This window comes from Billgrantia ethanolica (genome assembly GCF_021404305.1).
In the GTDB taxonomy this organism is placed as follows: Bacteria; Pseudomonadota; Gammaproteobacteria; order Pseudomonadales; family Halomonadaceae; genus Halomonas; species Halomonas ethanolica.
In genome coordinates this window covers 501,789-521,009 of record NZ_JABFTX010000002.1, presented here as the reverse complement: position 1 = coordinate 521,009, position 19,221 = coordinate 501,789, and the positions used below count along the sequence as shown (strand labels likewise).

At 65.6% G+C, this 19,221-nt stretch carries 18 protein-coding genes; 4 read left to right on the top strand and 14 right to left on the bottom strand.

Annotated elements, in window-relative coordinates; all coding sequences use genetic code 11:
* Positions 1-29 precede the first annotated feature (29 nt).
* A complete protein-coding gene (locus HOP53_RS11225) occupies positions 30-1,055 on the top strand; it encodes a YeeE/YedE family protein (RefSeq protein WP_234270119.1) in 1,026 nt (341 codons plus the stop codon).
* A gap of 16 nt (positions 1,056-1,071) precedes the next feature.
* Positions 1,072-1,899, top strand: coding sequence for a thiosulfate oxidation carrier complex protein SoxZ (soxZ, locus tag HOP53_RS11220; RefSeq protein ID WP_234270118.1), 828 nt, complete (start codon positions 1,072-1,074; stop codon positions 1,897-1,899).
* An 83-nt stretch (positions 1,900-1,982) separates the two neighbouring features.
* Here the strand turns inward: soxZ and HOP53_RS11215 are convergent, their stop codons facing one another.
* The 4 genes from HOP53_RS11215 to HOP53_RS11200 all read right to left on the bottom strand — a co-directional run bounded on the left by HOP53_RS11215 (position 1,983) and on the right by HOP53_RS11200 (position 6,644).
* Positions 1,983-2,411: a universal stress protein gene (locus HOP53_RS11215; protein ID WP_010627028.1), complete on the bottom strand. Its 429-nt coding sequence runs from the start codon at positions 2,409-2,411 to the stop codon at positions 1,983-1,985.
* 13 nt (positions 2,412-2,424) lie between these two features.
* Positions 2,425-5,022, bottom strand: a complete 2,598-nt coding sequence (locus HOP53_RS11210) for a TRAP transporter permease (RefSeq protein ID WP_234270117.1) — start codon at positions 5,020-5,022, stop codon at positions 2,425-2,427.
* Positions 5,023-5,154: 132 nt separating this feature from the next.
* Positions 5,155-6,135: a TAXI family TRAP transporter solute-binding subunit gene (locus tag HOP53_RS11205; RefSeq protein ID WP_234270116.1), complete on the bottom strand. Its 981-nt coding sequence runs from the start codon at positions 6,133-6,135 to the stop codon at positions 5,155-5,157.
* A gap of 281 nt (positions 6,136-6,416) precedes the next feature.
* Positions 6,417-6,644: a DUF2798 domain-containing protein gene (locus HOP53_RS11200; protein ID WP_234270115.1), complete on the bottom strand. Its 228-nt coding sequence runs from the start codon at positions 6,642-6,644 to the stop codon at positions 6,417-6,419.
* 135 nt (positions 6,645-6,779) lie between these two features.
* Between HOP53_RS11200 and HOP53_RS11195 the strand changes: the two genes are divergently transcribed.
* On the top strand, positions 6,780-7,304 hold the full coding sequence (locus HOP53_RS11195) for a macro domain-containing protein (protein WP_234270114.1): 525 nt from the start codon (positions 6,780-6,782) through the stop codon (positions 7,302-7,304).
* Here HOP53_RS11195 and HOP53_RS11190 read toward each other — a convergent pair.
* Genes HOP53_RS11190 through HOP53_RS11180 form a run of 3 tightly spaced genes read right to left on the bottom strand, consistent with a single transcriptional unit; the run spans position 7,292 to position 10,131 of the window.
* Positions 7,292-8,596, bottom strand: a complete 1,305-nt coding sequence (locus tag HOP53_RS11190; protein ID WP_086510160.1) for a TRAP transporter large permease — start codon at positions 8,594-8,596, stop codon at positions 7,292-7,294. The two genes, HOP53_RS11195 and HOP53_RS11190, sit on opposite strands and share 13 nt — an antisense overlap.
* Entirely contained in the window at positions 8,586-9,065 is a 480-nt protein-coding gene (locus HOP53_RS11185) for a TRAP transporter small permease (RefSeq protein ID WP_234270113.1), read from the bottom strand. Before HOP53_RS11185 ends, HOP53_RS11190 begins: the two co-directional genes overlap by 11 nt.
* 55 nt (positions 9,066-9,120) lie before the next feature.
* Positions 9,121-10,131 carry a DctP family TRAP transporter solute-binding subunit gene (locus HOP53_RS11180; protein ID WP_234270112.1) on the bottom strand — a complete coding sequence of 337 codons (1,011 nt, stop codon included), beginning with the start codon at positions 10,129-10,131 and terminating at the stop codon, positions 9,121-9,123.
* Positions 10,132-10,322: 191 nt separating this feature from the next.
* Between HOP53_RS11180 and HOP53_RS11175 the strand changes: the two genes are divergently transcribed.
* Positions 10,323-11,180, top strand: a complete 858-nt coding sequence (locus HOP53_RS11175; RefSeq protein WP_234270111.1) for a DMT family transporter — start codon at positions 10,323-10,325, stop codon at positions 11,178-11,180.
* On the opposite strand, the gene HOP53_RS11170 is transcribed toward HOP53_RS11175, so the two are convergent.
* From HOP53_RS11170 to gcl, 7 genes are all read right to left on the bottom strand, one after another.
* On the bottom strand, positions 11,177-11,707 hold the full coding sequence (locus HOP53_RS11170) for a DUF192 domain-containing protein (protein WP_234270110.1): 531 nt from the start codon (positions 11,705-11,707) through the stop codon (positions 11,177-11,179). The two genes, HOP53_RS11175 and HOP53_RS11170, sit on opposite strands and share 4 nt — an antisense overlap.
* The gene (locus HOP53_RS11165) at positions 11,704-12,438 is read right to left on the bottom strand and encodes a GntR family transcriptional regulator (RefSeq protein WP_234270109.1); all 735 of its coding nucleotides are present in this window, start codon (positions 12,436-12,438) and stop codon (positions 11,704-11,706) included. The genes HOP53_RS11170 and HOP53_RS11165 overlap by 4 nt, the downstream gene beginning before the upstream one ends.
* Before the next feature lie 101 nt (positions 12,439-12,539).
* On the bottom strand, positions 12,540-14,024 hold the full coding sequence (gene pyk / locus HOP53_RS11160; RefSeq protein ID WP_234270108.1) for a pyruvate kinase: 1,485 nt from the start codon (positions 14,022-14,024) through the stop codon (positions 12,540-12,542).
* Positions 14,021-15,325: a glycerate kinase type-2 family protein gene (locus HOP53_RS11155; RefSeq protein ID WP_234270107.1), complete on the bottom strand. Its 1,305-nt coding sequence runs from the start codon at positions 15,323-15,325 to the stop codon at positions 14,021-14,023. The genes pyk and HOP53_RS11155 overlap by 4 nt, the downstream gene beginning before the upstream one ends.
* Positions 15,326-15,544: 219 nt before the next feature.
* Complete coding sequence (locus HOP53_RS11150; protein ID WP_234270106.1) at positions 15,545-16,432, bottom strand: 2-hydroxy-3-oxopropionate reductase; 888 nt, start codon at positions 16,430-16,432, stop codon at positions 15,545-15,547.
* Positions 16,433-16,545: 113 nt separating this feature from the next.
* The gene (gene hyi, locus HOP53_RS11145) at positions 16,546-17,322 is read right to left on the bottom strand and encodes a hydroxypyruvate isomerase (protein WP_234270105.1); all 777 of its coding nucleotides are present in this window, start codon (positions 17,320-17,322) and stop codon (positions 16,546-16,548) included.
* Between the two features lie 23 nt (positions 17,323-17,345).
* A complete protein-coding gene (gene gcl, locus HOP53_RS11140; RefSeq protein WP_234270104.1) occupies positions 17,346-19,121 on the bottom strand; it encodes a glyoxylate carboligase in 1,776 nt (591 codons plus the stop codon).
* Positions 19,122-19,221: the final 100 nt, after the last annotated feature.

The following is a 19,221-nucleotide window of genomic DNA, read 5'->3' as shown; positions in this document are numbered from 1 at the left end:
ACATTGCATTTCTCGAGGAGCTGAGCACCATGAGTCATACCGAGCTGGTCGTTTGGGCGGGGTTGGCGATCGGCCTTGTCTTCGGCACCGTCGGTCAGCTCTCCGGTTTCTGCCTGCTGCGCGGTGTGGTCAACGCCACGACGCAGGGCGACTCACGCAAGCTGCGGGCCTTCGCCGTGGCCATGGGCGTGGCCGCACTGGGCAGCCAGGGCCTGGCCGCGACCGGGCTGGTCTCGCTCGATGCCTCGCTTTACGCCGTCGACAGATTCTCCTGGCTTGCCGTACCGCTGGGCGGCCTGCTCTTCGGCTACGGCATGGCCCTGGCCAACGGCTGCGGCGCTCGCGCTCTGGTACTGCTCGGCAGCGGCAACCTGCGCAGCTTCGTGGTGCTGGTGTGCCTGGGTCTGGCAGCCTTCATGGTACTGTCGGGCGTGCTGGCCCCGCTGCGCCTGTGGCTCGAAGGCGCTACTACGCTGCGCCTGCCCGCGGCCACCCTGCCGAGGCTGATCGGCCTGCCTGGCTGGCTGCCGGCGCTGCTGGTGGGTGGCGGGCTGTGCGCCTGGGCCTTCGCCAGCCAGGCCTTTCGTAACACTCCGCGAGAGTGGGCCAGCGGCCTTGCCATCGGCGCCCTGGTGCCTGCCAGTTGGTACACCACCGGCGTACTCGGCTTCGACGACTTCGAACCGGTGCGCCTGGCCAGTCTCACCTTCGTTGCGCCCATCGGCGAGTCGCTGCAGTACCTGATGCTCTCCACCGGCACCCGCCTGGGCTTCGGCGTCAGCGTGGTGGGTGGCGTAGTGCTGGGCGCGCTGGCCACGGCACTGCTGCGACGGGACTTCCGCCTGCAGTCGTTCGACTCGCCGGCCCATATGCTGCGCAGCATGGCCGGGGGCGTTCTCATGGGCATCGGCGGCGTGATGTCCCTGGGCTGCTCCATCGGCCAGGGCCTGTCGGGCTTCTCGACGCTGTCGCTCGCCTCGTTCCTTGCCGTGGCCGGCATCGTGCTGGGTGCGCGGCTGGGAATCCGCGGGCCGCTGGCGCTGTCAAAGCATTGATCAACAGGAGGAGTCCATGCATCCGTTCCGTTACTCTCGTCACGACGCCTCTCGCCGCCGTCTGTTGCGCGGGCTGACCCTGGCCTGCGCCGGCATCGGACTGGCCGGCCTGGCCCTGCCCGGGCTCGCCAATGAGCCGTGGCAGCGCCTGGAAGCCGCTCAGAGCGTACTGGGCGAGAGCGAGCCCCGCACAGAGGGGCTGACACTCGACCTGCCGCACGTATCCGAGGACGGCTCCGCCGTGCCACTCACGGTCAGCTTCGACGGTGAACTCGCCGAGGGCGATTACATCGAGCGCATCGATCTGTTCGCCAACGGCAATCCTTATCCCGAGGTGGCCACCTTTCGCCTGACCCAGCTGAGCGCCAAGCCGGAGATCTCCACCCGGGTACGGCTGAACGAGACCCAGCAGGTCATTGCCATCGCCACCAGCCATCAGGGCGAGCGTTTCGCCACCTCTCGCGAGGTGCGCATCACCGTGAGCGGCTGTCTGATGCGTAACGGCAACGACGCCAACGACGCGCTCTCCAATCCGCGCGTCAGCGTTTCCTCGGGGCTGTCCGCCGGAGAACCCGCCGAGGTGCGCACCCTGATCAACCACCCCATGGAAACCGGACTGCGCGAAGGGGAGGACGGTGAAACCCTGCCCCGCCACATCGTCGAGCGTTTCAGCGTCTCCATCGAGGGCGAGGTGGTATTCGAAGCCGACCTGCATCAGGCGGTTTCCGCCAACCCCTACCTGCGCTTCTTCCTCACTCCCGAGGAGAGCGCAGAGGCCGAGTTCACCTGGCAGGACGACACGGGCGAAACGGCCCGCCACGTCGCCGAGCTGGATCTGTCCTGACCTCATTCGACGGGTACGTCTGAACGCAGAAGACCCGGCCTTGGCCGGGTCTTCTGCGTTTCCTGCATGACCACTCAACGCACTCAGCGCACGATCATCACCGACATCTTGGTGTGATGGACCACGTGCTCGGCGTTGGGGCCCAGCACGTAGTCGGCGAACTTGCGCTTGTTGTGCGACGCCATGACGATCAGGTCGACCTCGAGCTTCTTGGCCGACTTGACTATCGCCTCCCAGGGCGAGCCGTCGACGATCACGGACTGTACCTTGATGTCGTCGGGCACGTGCTCCTCGATGAAACGGTGCTGAGCCTGGGAAATGGCCTCATGGGCCTTCTTGGCGAAATCGCGTGGAAAGTAGGAGCCCACCAGCGGCATGTGGTAATCCGGTAGCACCGTGACCACGTGCAGCGAGGCACCGAAGGTCCGGCACAGGGTCACCGCCGTGGGCAACGCCTTGGCCCACGACGATTCCTCATTGAGATCCACAGCCAGCAGTATCTTGTCGTACATCTCTGCACCCTCCTCAGGCGTGAGCAGTCGACGACGGCTGCTGAAGCTTGCGCCGACGCTGCAACAGCACCACCAGGCCGAACAACAGGAACCCGGGGATCCACATCCACTCCTTGGCCCAGCGATCCACCGGCGCCAGTACCTCGATGATCTCCTGATCGAAGTCGAAGCCGATGTCCGCCGCCAGGCTACCGAACTCGACGAAGTCGACCGTAGCCTGATCACCATCGACCCACAGCTCCATGCCCAGCCGCTCCATGCGCTCCTCGGCGCTGTCGCCGCGTGGCACCGGCACCAGCAGATAGGTGGTCATGGGGTCGCCGAAGGCATCCTCGCCAGCGATCTGCACACGCAGCTGGCTGCCATCCTCGACCTGGCCCATCGCCTGGGCAAACTCGGCCGGCGGGATCGACTGATAGGGATCGTGGATGCGATCCATCCAGTAAGCGGGGCGAAACAGGGTGAAGGCCACCAGCAGCAGCAGAACCGATTCGTACCAGCGGCTGCGCACCAGCAGATAGCCTTGAGTCCCGGCCGCGAAGATCAGCATGGCGATGGTCGCTATGATGAATATCACGATTCCCTGAAGCCAACCGACGTCGATCAGCAGCAGATCGGTGTTGAAAATGAACAGGAACGGCAGCGCCGCGGTACGCAGGCTGTAGTAGAACGCCTGAAAACCGGTACGCAGCGGATCGCCACCCGATACCGCGGCCGCGGCGAACGAGGCCAGCCCCACCGGCGGCGTCACGTCGGCCATGATGCCGAAGTAGAACACGAACAGGTGCACCGCGATCAGCGGCACGATCAGACCATTCTGCTGCCCCAGCATCACGATGACCGGCGCCATCAGCGCCGATACCACGATGTAGTTGGCGGTGGTGGGCAGCCCCATGCCGAGGATCAGGCTGAGCACCGCGGTGAGCAGCAGGATCAGCATCAGATTGCCCATGGCCAGGATCTCGACCACGTCGGCCAGCACCAGGCCGACACCGGTCTGCGAGACCGCGCCCACCACGATGCCTGCGGTAGCCGTGGCGATACCGATACCGATCATGTTGCGGGCACCGGCGACCAGACCGTCCCACAGATCGAGAAAGCCCTCCTTGATGTCGGCAGCGAGACGGCTGCGGCCGCGGAAGAAGGCGGTGATGGGACGCTGAGTGATCATGATGAAGATCATGAACACCGTGGCCCAGAAGGCCGACAGACCGGGCGAGAGACGCTCCACCATCAGGCACCACACCAGCACGATCACCGGCAGGATGTAGTGCAGCCCCACCATCACCGTGGGCTTGGTACGGGGCAGCGTGACGACCTTGGAAGTCGGGTCGTCGAGCTCGAGCTCGGGATAGTACGAACCGAGCTTGAGCAGACCCACGTAGATGATGGCCAGTCCCACACCGACGACCCAGGGAGTGGCATCGCCCAGCACCGGTTTGAGCCACCCCAGGCCGTAGTAGACGGCAAACGAGAGCGCCATCAGCAGGATCAGACCGGTCAGGAAGCCCAACACCTTGTTGAGGAGCGGCCGTACCGGGTTGCTGGAAGGCAACCCCTTCATGTCGGCCTTGAGCGCTTCCAGATGCACGATGTAGATCAGCGCGATATAGGAGATCACCGCCGGCAGGAAGGCGTGCTTGATCACCTCCACGTAGGGTATGCCGACGTATTCGACCATCAGGAAGGCCGCAGCCCCCATGACCGGTGGCATGATCTGCCCGTTCACCGACGAGGAGACCTCGACCGCACCGGCCTTTTCTGCCGAGAAGCCCACTCGCTTCATCATGGGAATGGTGAAGGTGCCGGTGGTCACGGTATTGGCGATGGAGGAGCCGGAGATCAGGCCGGTCATCCCGGAAGCCACCACGGCGGCCTTGGCCGGCCCGCCCTTGTAGTGTCCCAGCAGCGAGAAGGCGACCTTGATGAAATAGTTGCCGGCACCGGCCTTGTCGAGCAGGGCGCCGAACAGAACGAAGAGGAAGACGAAGCTGGTCGATACCCCAAGGGCGATACCGAACACGCCTTGGGCAGTGAGCCACTGGTGGTTGACCAGGCCGTACAGGCTGACCCCACGGTGGGCCAGGATGCCCGGCATGTGGGGGCCGAAAAGCGAGTAGAGAATGAATATCGATGCGACGATGGCCAGCGGCGGACCGAGGGCGCGCCGGGTCGCCTCGAGCAGTACCACGATACCCACCACACCGACGATCACGTCGCGCAGAATGGGCGACCCGGGCCGGTCGGAGAGCTCCGCATAGAAGAGAAAGATGTAGGCGGCGCAGAAGGCACCCACCAACGCCAGCAGCCAGTCCTGCAGCGGTATGCGGTCGCGCGGCGAACGCTTCAGCGCCGGATAGGCCATGAAGGCCAGAAACATGGCAAACGCCAGGTGGATGGAGCGCGCCTCGGTGGCATTGAACACCCCGATGCGGAAGATATAGGGCAGCGGTGAGGCAATCCAGAGCTGGAACAGCGACCAGGCGGCAGCCACTCCGACCAGCAGCTTGCCGGGTGCCCCCAGCGGCTTGCGCGCTCCGGTATCACTGGAGGCGACCATGTCCTCCAGGTCGGCCTCGGGGTTTCGTGGATTCGTCTTTTCGTCAGTCATTACCGTCGTGCCCCATTGGCTTGACACCTGGGTACAGTCGCTGCGGGTAACGTCTCAGCAACTGACCCAAACAGATGCGCGGACCCCGAGGGTCCGCGCATTTTACCGAAGGGAGTGGCTCCCCCCTGCCTCTCACTCGATCCAGCCACGCTCACGATAGTAGCGAGCGGCGCCGTCATGCAGCGGTGCGGTCAGACCCTCGGAGATCATGTCCTCTTCATTGAGGTTCTCGAAGGCCGGATGCAGACGCTTGAAGCGATCGAAGTTCTCGAACACCGCCTTGACGGTTTCATAGACGACTTCTTCATCCACGGCAGTAGAGGCCACGAAGGTAGCCGCGACGCCGAAGGTTTCGACGTCTTCGTCGTTGCCGCGATAGAGCCCGCCGGGGATCACCGAGCGGGTGTAGTAGGGATATTCCTCGATCAGGGCGTCGATCTCATCGCCGGTCACCGGAATGATGCGAGCATCGATGGTGGTGGTAGCTTCCTGGATGGAACCGTTGGGGTGACCGACCACATAGACCATGGCGTCAATGTTGTTATCGGACAGAGCCGCGGCCTGCTCGGCGGCATCCAGCTGCGACGCCAGCGAGAAGGTGCTGGTATCCCAGCCCATGGCCTCCATCACCACGTTCATGGTGTTACGCTGGCCGGAGCCCGGGTTGCCGATATTGACGCGCTTGCCGGGAAAATCGGTGAAGTGCTCGATACCGGAGTCGGCACGTGCGACCACGGTCAGCGGCTCGCCGTGCATGGTGAAGATGGCACGCATCTCTTCCCAAGGGCCGTCGGACTCGAAGTTGGCCTCACCGTGATAGGCGCGGTACTGCACGTCGGACTGCACCACGCCCATGTCGAGCTCGCCGCTCTTCATGCCGTTGACGTTGGCCACGGAGCCGCCGGTAGAGGGGGCGTTACAGCGAACGTTGTGCTCGTCGCTGCCGCGATTCACCATACGACATACCGACTGGCCCACCACGTAGTAGACACCGGTCTGACCGCCGGTGCCGATGGTGATGAAACGGTCCTGCGCCACGGCCGGGGCAGAGAACATGGCAGCGCCCAACAGGGCTCCCGAGAAGGCGGCTGCGGAAAAAGCATGGCGTTTCATTAACACACCTCTTTTAGACGTTATCGGCTAGCAGGTTTTTCACCAGCTGCTTTGGCTGAAGCAAGATCCCTGGTGACCAAGGCGCATGAACCTTGGCCAGCGGTTTCCACCGCTCTCATCTACTTTAGCGAAAAAAACGCCGTCATGATGGTCTTTTTCAACTGACCTAATTCTAGTCGGGATTTACGTTAACTGTACGTTAATTCCTAAATTGCATGACCCATGTAAGGGAGCACGGCTGCTCCTCACCGATAGCGACAAGGACAGGAAAGACTGACTCCTCAAGGCTTCTTGATCAGGCGACCAACGAGGCGCTGCAGGCGTGGCGCACCCAGCAAGATTAGTGCAAAGGCGATCGGCCAAGCGATATAGAACGCACGCCACCAGCGCCAGGCAAAGCCATCACCGAGGCCGGTGTTGACCCAGGTGATGACGAAGGTCATCAAAGTGACCATGTAGACGGACATCAGCACGGCGAAGGCCAGCGGCGCAAAGCGGGGAGAAATCATGAAATGATCACTATGGAATAAGGTAATAACCAAATTATATCAACACCGGTACTGCACTGCCTACTCGAAGCATTCGCCTTTTGCTGGTTCTCACTCTGACTGCCAGGCTACTGACAAACCCCAAGGAGCCCCGCCATGACAGCCCGAATCGAATGCCTGCAGGGAGACATTGCCGATCAGCCCGATATCGACGTCGTGGTCAACGCCGCCAACGCCCAGCTGCGAACCGGCGGTGGCGTGGCCGGTGCACTGCACCGGGCTGCCGGCCCTGAGCTCGAGCGTGCCTGTCGGCCACTGGCGCCGATCGCACCCGGCCAGGCGGTGATCACCGAAGCCTTCGGCCTGCCCAACCGGCATGTGATTCACTGCCTGGGGCCGGTCTACGGTCGCGACAGGCCGGAAGCGGAACTGCTGGCGGACTGCTATCGCAACGCCCTGGAGCTGGCCGAGCGGAACGGCCTTTCCAGCATCGCCTTCCCTGCCCTTTCGGCCGGCGCCTTCGGCTATCCCCTCGAAGAGGCCGCCCGGGTCGCCCTTGCCACGGTGCGCGAGACGCTGCCTCGCTGCCCCGGCATCGAACGGGTGCGCTTCGTGCTGTTCGATGCCGGCAGCGCCAAGCTCTTCCAAGACACCCTGGCAAAGCTCGATCAGACGTTGTAGCCGAGAGTGCGCGGCAACCACAGGGCAATTTCCGGGAAGATCGCCACCAGCGCCAGGGCGCTGGCCATGGCCAGCACGAACAGCAGCGCCCAGCCCACGGTCTGCTCCAGGCGTATCCTGGCGATGTTGGTGGTCACCATCAGATTGACCGCCACCGGTGGCGTGAACTGGCCGATGGCGATGTTCATCGCCAGCAGGATGCCGAACCACACTGGGTTCCAGCCGAAGTGCTGCATCACCGGGAGCAGGATCGGCATCATGATCAGATAGATCGAGATGGCGTCGAGCAGCATGCCCGCCAGCAACACCGCCAGCATGATCAGGATCAACAACAGCACGCCGTTGTCGGTGAGCCCGATGATCCACTCCGCCAGATGGCGGAAGGTACCGAGCATGGTGCCGGCCCAGGCGAAGATACCGGCCAGGGCGATGATCAGCATCACCACACCGGAGATCACCGCCGCCTCGCCGAGCAGGCTCCACAGATCGCGCCAGCCGATCTCGCGAGTCAGGAACAGCCCGACCAGGGCGCCGTAGGCCACCGCCACCACGGCCGCCTCGGTAGGCGTGAACAGACCCGAACGCAGCCCGCCCAGGATCAGCACCGGTGCGAACAGCGCCGGCAGCGCCTGCTTGAAGGTCTCGCCCACCTTGAGCCGTTCCGCCCCCTCCACCGGCGTGCCGCCCTCCCAACCATAGCGCTTCGAGACGAGCAGCGCCGGCACCAGCAGCGCCAGGCCGGCCAGGATGCCGGGGAACAGCCCGGCCGCGAACAGCGCCCGCAGGTCGACCCCGGGCACCACGATGGAGTAGAGGATCAGCGCCACCGAGGGCGGGATCAGAATGGCCGTGGAGGCGGACGCAGCGATCAGCGTGGCAGAGAAGGGCTTGGGGTAGCCGGCCTTGGTCATGCTCGGCAGCATCACCATGGCCACCGCCGCGGCGTCTGCCGGGCCGGAGCCGCTCATGCCGCCCATGATCATGCACACCAGCACCGCCACCAGCGCCAGGCCGCCATGACGAGGGCCGATCAGCGCCTGGGCGAAGCGCACCAGGCGCAGCGCGACCCCGGCGCGCTCGAAGATCAAGCCGGTCATGATGAACAGCGGAATGGCGATCAGCGGGTACTTGGCGATGCTGTTATAGGTGTTGGTACCGAGGGTGGCCAGCATTTCCGGGGTGAGGCCGACGAGGATGCCCACCGCCCCGGCCAGTGCCAGGGAGAAGGCCACCGGCACACCGGCGATCAACAGACCGGCGAAGGCCAGGATCATCCACAGGTCAGGACTCATCGTCGAGCCTCCCGCGCAGACGATCGACGGTCTGCTGCACCAGGCGCACCAGCATCGCCGCCGACAGCAGCGGCAACCACAGCAGGTACCACCACTGCGGCAGGCCGAGCCCCGGCGACAGCGACTCCCACTGATACTCCTCCCAGGTAAGCTTGGCACCAAACCAGGTGATCAGCCCCAGCACGATGGCACCGCACACGCCCTGAAACAGGATCAGCGCACGCCGCGGCGCAGCCGGCAAGGCCCGCTCGAGCAGGCCGATACGAATGTGTCCATTGCGCCGCAGCGCCACCGAGGCACCGGCGAAGGTGAGCACCACCAGCAGGAACACCGAGAACTCTTCGGTGAAGGCCAGCGAGCCACCGGTCACGTAGCGCGTGATGACGTTGCCCAGGCTGATCAGCGAAATGATCGCCAGCGCCAGCGAGCCCAGCCAACGCTCGGGACTGGCATCGGGAGAGAACTTCATGGATGCCTCGCAATATAAGGCCCGGCTCGAAGCCGGGCCTAGGCGTTGAAGCGGCTCAGCGAGCCTCGATGGCCTGACGCGCAGCTTCGACCAGCTCCGGGCCGATCCGCGGAATCCACTTGTCGTGCACGCTGCGCGTAGCATTGACGAAGGCGGCATGCTGCTCTTCGGTCAACTCGGTGACCTGCACGCCGCGTTCCTGGATGTCAGCCAGCCGCTCGCTCTCCTGCTCGCGGGTCATGGCGATCTCCCACTCGCCGGCCTCGACGGCGGTCTCACGCAGGATCTCGCGATGCTCTTCCGAGAGGGAATCCCATACGCGCTGGTTGACGGCGAATATCAGTGGGTCGTTCATGTAGTTCCACAGGGTCAGGTGCTCCTGACCCACCTGGTCGATGCGCGCCACGTCGAACACCGACAACGGGTTCTCCTGGCCATCTACGGCGCCGGTGGTCAGCGCCGGCTGGGCATCGGTCCAGCTCATCTGGGTGGGGTCGGCACCCAGAGCGGTGAAGGTGTCCTGGAACAGCGGCGAGCCGACCACACGAATCTTCAAGCCGTTGAGGTCGCCAGGCTCGCTGATCGGACCGCGGGAGTTGGAGAGCTGGCGGAAGCCGTTCTCGCCCCAGGCCAGCGGAATCACGCCGCGGGATTCGATGGCCTCGAAGACCATCTCGCCGGCCTCGCCGCCGGTTACCGCATCGACCGCCGCCTCGTCGGGCATGAAGAAGGGCAGCGAGAAGAGGTTGAGCTCCGGCACCTGGGGCGACCAGTTGATGGTCGAGCCCACGGCCATGTCGATCAGGCCGGAACGCATGGCGGAGAACTCACGGGTCTGGTCGCCAGCCACCAGCTGCGAGTTGGGGTAGACGCGCAGGGTCAACTCGCCCCCCGTACGCTCCTCCACCAGTTCGGCCCACTTCTCCGCCGCCTGGCCCCAGGGGAAGGCGTCGGAGAGCACGGTGGAAACGGAAAGCTCCCGCGCCTGCGTCGAGAGCGAGGCCGTGAGCACGGCGGCACCGGCCAGGGCCGCGGCGATACGGGTGATACGACGTGGTGAATTCATGACGTGTCCTTGCAGCAGGGGCCGGCTCCGACAGGGCCGGCCGTGATTATCGTTCTGGCGGGCATCGACAATTTCGCCTCGCCTCGACATTCTACGATGTCGGGCGTTGAATGGTAGTCCGTTAACGATATCGGCGACGCACGGCATCGGGCTGCCATCCTCGCCGGGGCGAATACGACAAGGAGCCTGCCGTGCCACTGCGCGACCTGCTGTTGGGCCTCTCGATCGTGATGATCTGGGCCTTGAACATCATCGTCATCAAATGGGGGGTAACGGAGCTGCCACCGCTGCTGCTCACCACCCTGCGCTTCATTCTGGTGGCGGCGCTGCTGGTGCCCTTCCATCCGGTGGCGCGTCGTCATCTGCCCTTCCTGCTGCTGCTCTCGGCGACCTTCGGCACCCTGCACTTCGCCCTGCTGTTCATCGGTCTGGGGCAGGCGGAGGCCGGCACCGGCGCCCTGCTGGTGCAGATGGGCACGCCCTTCGCCACGCTGCTGGCGGTGCTGTTCCTGGGCGAGCGCCTGAGCGTCAAGCGCGTGGTTGGCCTCGCGCTGTCGTTTGGCGGGGTGGTAGTACTGGCCGGCGGCCCCAGCCTGCCCTCGGCGCTACCCATGACGCTGCTGCTGCTCAGCGCCTTCGGCTGGGCCGTGTCGCAGCTGCTGATCAAGATGGGGCCCAATATCCCACCGCTGGCACTGGCCGGCTGGACGGCCCTGCTCGCCGTGCCCCAGGTGGCCATCGGCTCCTGGTGGTTCGAAAGCGGCCAGGTCAGCGCCATGGCCACCGCCGGCTGGTTCGGCTGGGGCGCGGTGTTCTATACCGCGGTGATGTCATCGATCGTCGCCTACGGCATGTGGTACGGCCTGCTGCGGCGCCACCCGGTAAGCCGACTGGCCCCGCTGAGTCTGATGGTGCCGATGGGCGCGGTCGTGCTGGGCATCGTGCTGTTGGGTGAGAGCCTAAACGTCCATGTACTGATCGGCGGCGTCATGGTCATCGCCGGCGTGGCACTGATCGTGATTCGCTTCCGCGCCCTGCTTGGTCGCTAGTTGCAGCCGTCCGGCCGGCCCGGCCAGATGACGCAGTCGCCGACCTCGATGTCGTGCGCGTCGAAGTAGCCAGCGTTGACTTCAAGCGCCGCATGATAGGTCACGCCCGCCAGGGTGACCGGGCAGTCGTAGGGATTCTGCGAAGGGCAAGGCTGCATGGTGGCCTTGGCTGCGATACGCCCTTCGGCGTCGATGAAGGCGATGTCCAGCGGGATGCGGGTGCGGTACATCCAGAAGCCGCCCTGGGGCGACTGGGGCTCCGTGTAGAGAAACAGCATGCCGGCGTCCGCGGGGAGATGGTCGCGATCCATCAGCCCTTTCTGGCGCTCGGCCGAGCTGCGAGCCAGCTCCACCTCGAGCCGATGGCGCTCGCCCTCGGTCACGACCTCCAGCGGTGCACGTTCGAGTGTGGACGGCTCCCCGGCCCCGGCCGGCCACTGCCAGACGAGCAGCAGACCGCCGAGCAAGGCCAGAGCGGCAGCCTGGTACCTGCGGGTGCCGAGTGTCAGGTCTGCCGAGCGTTTCAAGACATCGCACCCTCACGCTGACCGAGAATCGCCATCAGGTCGATGCGAGTCTCGCGTGTGCTGAGATCCAGCAGCCCTTCCAGCGCCTGAAGATGCTCGTGGATGCAGCGCCGTGCCGCCTCACCGTCGCCGCCACGCAGGTGGCCAAGCAGCGCCGGGTGATCCTCGGCCAGGTAGCAGCTCGCCAGGCCGGCCCGCTTGTACAGGGCGATGACAATGGAGGTGCGCAAGATCAGGTCGGTGAGCATGGCGCCGAGCACCCGGTTGGGCGAATGCTCGGCGAGCAGGTGGTGGATTGCCAGAGAGTTTTCGATGCGGGCCGCCTCGTCGCCGCGGGCATGGGCCTCAGCCTCTCGCTCGACCCGCGAGGCGATCTCCTCCAGCAGCTCGGCGTCGAGCCGGCCCGCCAGCAGGGCCGCCACCTCGCCCTCCACCAGACGCCGTGCAGCGAAAGTCTCGCGGGTCTCTTCGATGCTAGGTGCGCGCACCCGGGCCACCTGGTTGGGCTGTTGGCTGACGACGTGATCGGCAGCCAGCCGAGTCAGCGCCTTGCGGACCACCGAGCGGCTGACGCCGAAGATCTCGCCCAGCGCCACCTCGGGCAGGCGCGTACCTGGCGGCAGACGCTGGGTCAGCACCGCCGCGCGCACCTTGTCGACGATGAAACGATCGCTGATCCTGCCGCCTGCCCGGGTTTCAGCGGCAACCTCGTCCTGCCAGGTGGTGCTCATGGCTTGCCCTCTCGCCTTGTCATGAGCTTACCTTCGCACGTTTCCTCCATTCTGGCCACAGGAAAGCAGGCTTCCTGTATACAAAACCAAGCCGTATAACATCAAGCCTGGTGCTTCTCGGAAACGTCGAGAATCTTCAGGGTATTGGTTCCACCGTGGGCGTTCATGTGATCGCCTCGGGTCAGAATGACATGATCCCCCGGTTCGGCAATCCCCTGTTGCACCAGCAGCGCCAGCGCCCGGTCGTTGAGCTCGCTGGCCGCCATCGCGCTGGTGTCGAACGGCAGCGAGACCACCCCGCGGTAGAGCGCCATGCGGCGCTGGGCGATGGGGCTGTGGGCCAGCCCGACGATGGGCAGCCCCGAACGGATGCGCGAGGCGATCAGCGGGGTGTAGCCGGTCGAGGTCATGCAGGCGATGGCGGCCACCCCGGTAAGGTGGTTGGCGGCGTACATGGCGGAGAGCGCGATGGTCTCGTCGATACGCGAGAAGCCCTCGTGAATGCGGTGCCCCGACTCCTGAGCCACACGCTCGCGCTCGGCGCCCAGACACACCCGACGTATCGCTTCGAGGGTCTCCACCGGGTAGTCGCCGGCGGCGGTCTCGGCGGAGAGCATTACCGCGTCGGTGCCGTCGAGCACGGCGTTGGCGACGTCGAATACCTCGGCGCGGGTGGGCAGCGGTGAGGAGATCATCGACTCCATCATCTGCGTCGCGGTGATCACCGCGCGGTTGAGGGTGCGGGCACGCTTGATGATGCGTTTCTGCATGCCGATCAGCTTCTCGTCGCCGATCTCCACGCCGAGATCGCCACGCGCCACCATCACCGCCTCGCTGGCCTCGATGATGCCGTTGAGGGTGTCGTCGTCGGCCACCGCCTCGGCGCGCTCGAGCTTGGCCACCAGGCCGATCTCCTTGCCCGCTTCGCCGAGCAGGCGACGCGCTTCGCGCATGTCCTCGGCGTGGCGCGGGAAGGAGACGGCGAGATAGTCGACGCCGATCTCGATGGCGGTCTCGAGGTCGGCCTTGTCCTTGTCGGTGAGCGCCGGAGCCGAGAGTCCGCCGCCCTGCTTGTTGATGCCCTTGTTGTTGGAGAGTTTGCCGCCGGTGACCACGACGGTATGGACCTGCTGCCCCTCGATGCGCTCGACGTCGAGCACCAGGCGGCCGTCGTCGAGCAGCAGGCGGTCGCCGGGAGCGACGTCGTCGATCAGCTGCTTGTAGTCGCAGCCGACGCGGCTGGCGTCGCCGGCATCGCTGTCCAGCGCCATGTCGAGGACGAAGGGCTGGCCCTCGGCAAGCGTCACGGCGCCGTCGCGAAAGCGGGCGATACGGATCTTGGGCCCCTGCAGGTCGCCGAGGGCGGCCACGCTCCTGCCCAGGCGGTCGGCGATCTGACGCACGGCGATCAGCCGGCGGCGATGGTCGGCGGCGCTGCCATGGGAGAAGTTGAGGCGCACCACGTCGACGCCGGTGCGGATCATCGCCTCCAGCACGCCCTCACGGTCGCTGGCCGGGCCCAGGGTGGCGACGATCTTGGTGCGGCGGATGGGGGCATGAATGGGAGCGTGTGGCGGAAGCGTCATGGTGTCCTCGGCAAGACCAGGATGGCACGGAAGTCGTTGACATTGGTGCGGGTCGGACCGGTGACGATCAGTCGATCCAATGCCTGGAAGAAAGTATACGCGTCGTTGCGTGACAGGTAATCGGCAGGCTGTAGCCCCTGCTCACGAGCGCGGGCCCAGTCGTCGGGCGAGAACAGCGCGCCGGCGTTGTCTTCGGAGCCGTCGATGCCATCGGTGTCGATGGCCAGGGCATGAATGCCCTCGGCACCGGCCAGGGCCTCGAACAGCCCCAGCAAGTACTCCACGTTGCGCCCACCGCGCCCATCGCCGCGCACGGTGACGCTGGTCTCGCCACCGGAGAGAATCAGCAGCGGCGCTTCGATCTCGTCGCGCGCCGCCAGCGCCAGGCGCGCCTGGGTGCGGCCCAGCTCGCGGGCCTCGCCCTCCAGGTCGTCGCCCAGGACTTCAACCTTCACCCCGGCCGCTTCCGCTGCGGCCCGAGCGGCTTCCAGCGCATCATGAGCGCGGGCCAGAGTCACGCTGTCATCACGCGTGAAAGTCTCGTCGTCGGGGGATGGCGCTCCCCGGGCCTGCTCCAGATGGCGGCGCACGTGGTCGGGTATCTCGATGGCGTAGCGCTCGAGCACCGCCAGCGCATCGGCCGGGGTCGACCGATCCGGCAGGGTCGGCCCCGAAGCGATCTGCGTGGCCACGTCGCCGGGAATATCGGAGATCAGCCAGGTCACCACCTGGGCGGGGTGTGCCGCCGCCGCCAGGCGCCCGCCCTTGATCGCGGAAAGGTGGCGGCGCACGGTGTTCATCTGGCCGATCGGCGCGCCGCAACGCAAAAGCTCGCGATTGATCGCCTGCTTGTCGGCAAGCGAGATGCCCTCGGCGGGCAGCGTCATCAGCGCCGAGCCGCCGCCGGAGATCAAGGCGATCACGCGGTCGTCCTGGCCCAGCTCCGCGACCGCCTCAAGCATGCGCCGGGCCGCCTTCTCGCCCAGGTCGTCGGGCATCGGGTGGGAGGCTTCGAGCACCTCGATCACCTCGCACTCCTCAGCGTGACCGTAGCGGGTCACCACCAGGCCGGTGAGCGGCGCATCGGGGCAGCGTGCCTGCCAGGCGCGCTCCAGCGCCGCAGCCATGGCAGCCGCCGCCTTGCCGGCACCGACCACCACGGTGCGCCCGGGCGGAGGGTCGGGCAGCAGGTCGGCGACCAGGGAATCCGGATGCACGGCGGTCACGGCCACGTCGGCAAGCCGGCGCAGCCATGTCGCGATGTCTGTCGTGTGGTCCAGGGAAGGAAGTTGTTGTGACATGGGCACACCTCGAGCGGATGACAGCAACGACGGTAACAGCAGGGTAGGCAGGAAAAAAGCCCGGCGGCGGGCGGGTTCCACTGGGGATCCCGCCGCCGGACGCAAGGGCCGCTGACGCGGCCGGTTGGCAGGCGACGGCCTGACGCCTGCCAGGAGGGAACACTGACTCACCGTCTGCGCGACTGGCTGGCAGGGTGCTGCCTCCTCAGATGGGACGGATCAGCTGCCCACCTCGTGATCGGCCAGGGCCTCCAGGGCGCGCAGGATGCCAGCGTGATCCCAGTTCTCACCGCCATGCGCAACACAGGCCTGGAACAGCTGCTGGGCATTGGCGGTGCCGGGCAGCGCCAGGTTGAGGCTGCGGGCGCCTTCCAGGGCCAGGTTGAGGTCCTTCTGGTGCAGCTTGATCTTGAAGCCCGGGTCGAAGGTACGCTTGATCATGCGCTCGCCGTGCACGTCGAGGATCTTCGACTGGGCCAGGCCGCCGAGCAGCGACTCGCGCACCTTGGCTACGTCGGCGCCCGCCTTAGAGGCGAACAGCAGGCCTTCGGCCACCGCCTCGATGGTGAGTGCCACCACGATCTGGTTGGCCACCTTGCAGGTCTGCCCGGCACCGTGGCCGCCGATGTGGGTGATGGTCTTGCCCATCACCTCGAGGATCGGCCGGGCGCGCTCGAAGCCCTCCTGGGTGGCACCGACCATGATGGTCAGGGCCGCGTTGATGGCACCGCCCTCGCCGCCGGAAACCGGCGCATCGACGTACTCACCGCCGGCCTCATGGATGCGCTTGGCAAAGCCTTGGGTGGCGATGGGGGCGATGGAGCTCATGTCGATCACCAGGGTGCCCGGTTTGAGTCCTTCGACGACACCATGCTCACCGAACAGCACCAGCTCCACGTCGGGGGTGTCCGGCACCATGGTGATGACGACCTCGGCCTGCTCGGCCACCGCCTTGGGATTGGCCGCCACCCGGGCGCCCTTGTCGGCCAGCTCGCGGGGAATGGCGCTGCCGTGCTCGACTGTGATGATCTCGTAGCCGGCGTCCAGCAGATGCCCCGCCATGGGACGACCCATGATGCCGAGGCCAATGAAACCGATCTTGCTCATGATGATTCTCCTTTCAGCTTGTCTTTGTGTTTTCTATGTCAGGACACGCCTTGCAATGACTGAAGGGGCTTGCCGCCGGATCAGCTCATCGGGGCAGGATGCTTGCTACCCCATCAGCGGACGCTATCGAGCCAGCCCAGACCTTCACGGGTCGTCGTCTTGGGCTTGTACTCGCAGCCGATCCAGCCGTCGTAGCCCAACCGGTCGAGATGGGCGAACAGGAACGGGTAGTGGATCTCGCCGGTGCCCGGCTCGTGGCGACCAGGGTTGTCAGCCAGCTGCACGTGGGCGATGCGAGCCAGGTGCTTCTCGATGGTCGGTGCCAGGTCACCCTCCATGATCTGCATGTGGTAGATGTCGTACTGCAGCTTGAGGTTGGGGCTGCCCACCTCGTCGAAGATCGCCAGGGCCTGCTCGGTGCGATTGAGGAAGAAGCCCGGAATGTCGCGGGTGTTGATTGGCTCGGCCAGCAACAGGATGCCGGCGGCTTCGAGCTTCTCCGCAGCGTAGCGCAGGTTCTCCACCAGGGTGCGCCGCGCCTGCTCCAGGCTCACGCCCTGAGGCTGGATGCCAGCCAGGCAGTTGACCTGCTTGCAGCCGAGCACCGTGGCGTAGTCGATGGCCTTCTCCACGCCGGCACGGAACTCCTCGACCCGATCCGGGTGGCAGGCGATGCCACGCTCACCGGCGCCCCAGTCACCGGCCGGCAGGTTGTGCAGCACCTGGGTCAGGCCGTGCTCATCGAGCCGCGCCTTGAGCTCGACGGCGGAATAGTCATAGGGAAAGAGGTACTCGACGCCCTTGAAGCCGGCCTCGGCGGCGGCCTTGAAGCGGTCGAGGAAATCCTCCTCGGTGAACAGCATGCTGAGGTTGGCGGCAAACTTGGGCATGGTTGTCTCCTTGGGACGGTTTCCTAGGTGAGTTGGGCGATCGAGGTCGGCGCATCCGCGCCCTCATCGGCCAGCGCCTCGAACTCGTTGATGGCGTCGAGATCGGTGCCCATGGCGATGTTGGTCACCCGTTCGAGGATCACCTCCACCACCACCGGCACCCGATATTGAGCCATCAGCTCGCGGGCCTCCTTCAGGGCAGGCACGATCTCGTCCGGCCGGGTGACGCGCAGGGCCTTGCAGCCGAGCCCCTCCACCACCGAGACGTGATCCACGCCGTACTCGTTGATCTCCGGGCAGTTGACGTTTTCGAACGAGAGCTGCACGCAGTAGTCCATGTCGAAGCCGCGCTGGGCCTGGCGAATCAGCCCCAGATAGGAGTTGTTCACCAGCACGTGGATGTAGGGCAGGTTGAACTGCGCGCCCACGGCCAGCTCCTCGATCATGAACTGGAAGTCGTAGTCGCCGGAGAGCGCCACCACTTCCGCGCTGGGGTCGGCCTTGCACACGCCGAGCGCAGCGGGAATGGTCCAGCCCAGCGGGCCGGCCTGGCCGCAGTTGATCCAGTGACGCGGCTTGTAAACGTGCAGGAACTGGGCGCCGGCGATCTGCGACAGGCCGATGGTGCTGATATAGCGGGTGTTCCTGCCGAAGACCTTGTTCATCTCCTCGTAGACCCGCTGCGGCTTCACCGGCACGTCATCGAAGTGGGTCTTGCGCAGCAGGGTGCGCTTGCGCTCCTGGCACGACTCGGCCCAGGCGCTGCGATCCTTGAGCGTACCCGCTGCCTTCCTCTCGCGAGCCAGTTCGACGAACAGTTCGAGCGCCGCCTTGGCGTCGGAAACGATGCCGTAGTCGGGGCCGAAGATGCGCCCGATCTGGGTCGGCTCGATGTCGACGTGGACGAATTTCCGCCCCTTGGTGTAGGTCTCGAGGTTGCCGGTGTGGCGGTTGGCCCAGCGGTTGCCGATGCCCATCACGAAGTCGGACTCGAGCAGCGTGGCGTTGCCATAGCGATGTGAGGTCTGCAGCCCGACCATGCCGGCCATCAGCGGGTGGTCATCGGCAATGCTGCCCCAGCCCATCAGGGTGGGAATGACCGGCACACCGGTGAGCTCGGCGAACTCCTGGAGCAGCGCGCTGGCGTCGGCGTTGATGATGCCGCCGCCGGCGACGATCAACGGCCGCTCGGCCTCGTCGAGCATGGCCATGGCCTTCTCCGCCTGAGTGCGGGAAGCACGCGGCTTGTAGGCCGGCAGCGGCTCGTAGGTGTCCGGATCGAACTCGATCTCGCTCATCTGCACGTCGATGGGCAGGTCGATCAGCACCGGGCCCGGCCGCGACGAACGCATCAGTTGGAAGGCCTGCTGGAACGCACGCGGCACCTGAGCCGGCTCCAGCACGGTAACCGCCCACTTGGTCACCGGCCCGGCAATAGCCTGGATGTCGACGGCCTGGAAGTCCTCCTTGTGCAGCCTGGAACGCGGCGCTTGGCCGGTGATGCACAGGATCGGGATGGAGTCCGCGCTGGCCGAATAGAGCCCGGTGATCATGTCGGTGCCGGCGGGGCCGGAGGTGCCGATGCACACGCCGATGTTGCCGGCTTGGGTGCGGGTGTAGCCCTCGGCCATGTGCGAGGCGCCCTCGACGTGGCGCGCCAGCACGTGATCGATACCGCCGACCTTGCGCAGGGCAGCGTAGAACGGGTTGATGGCGGCACCCGGCACGCCGAAAGCGACATCGACACCTTCCTTCCTGAGAACGTGAACGGCGGCTTCTGCTGCGGTCATTCGAGCCATGACGGTTCCTCCCGTGGGTGGCTTTGTTCTTGTGGAGAGTTGTTTTTGGAAAATATTTCTGTATTTCGAGATTAGAAGCCACGACCCGCCTCGTCAACAC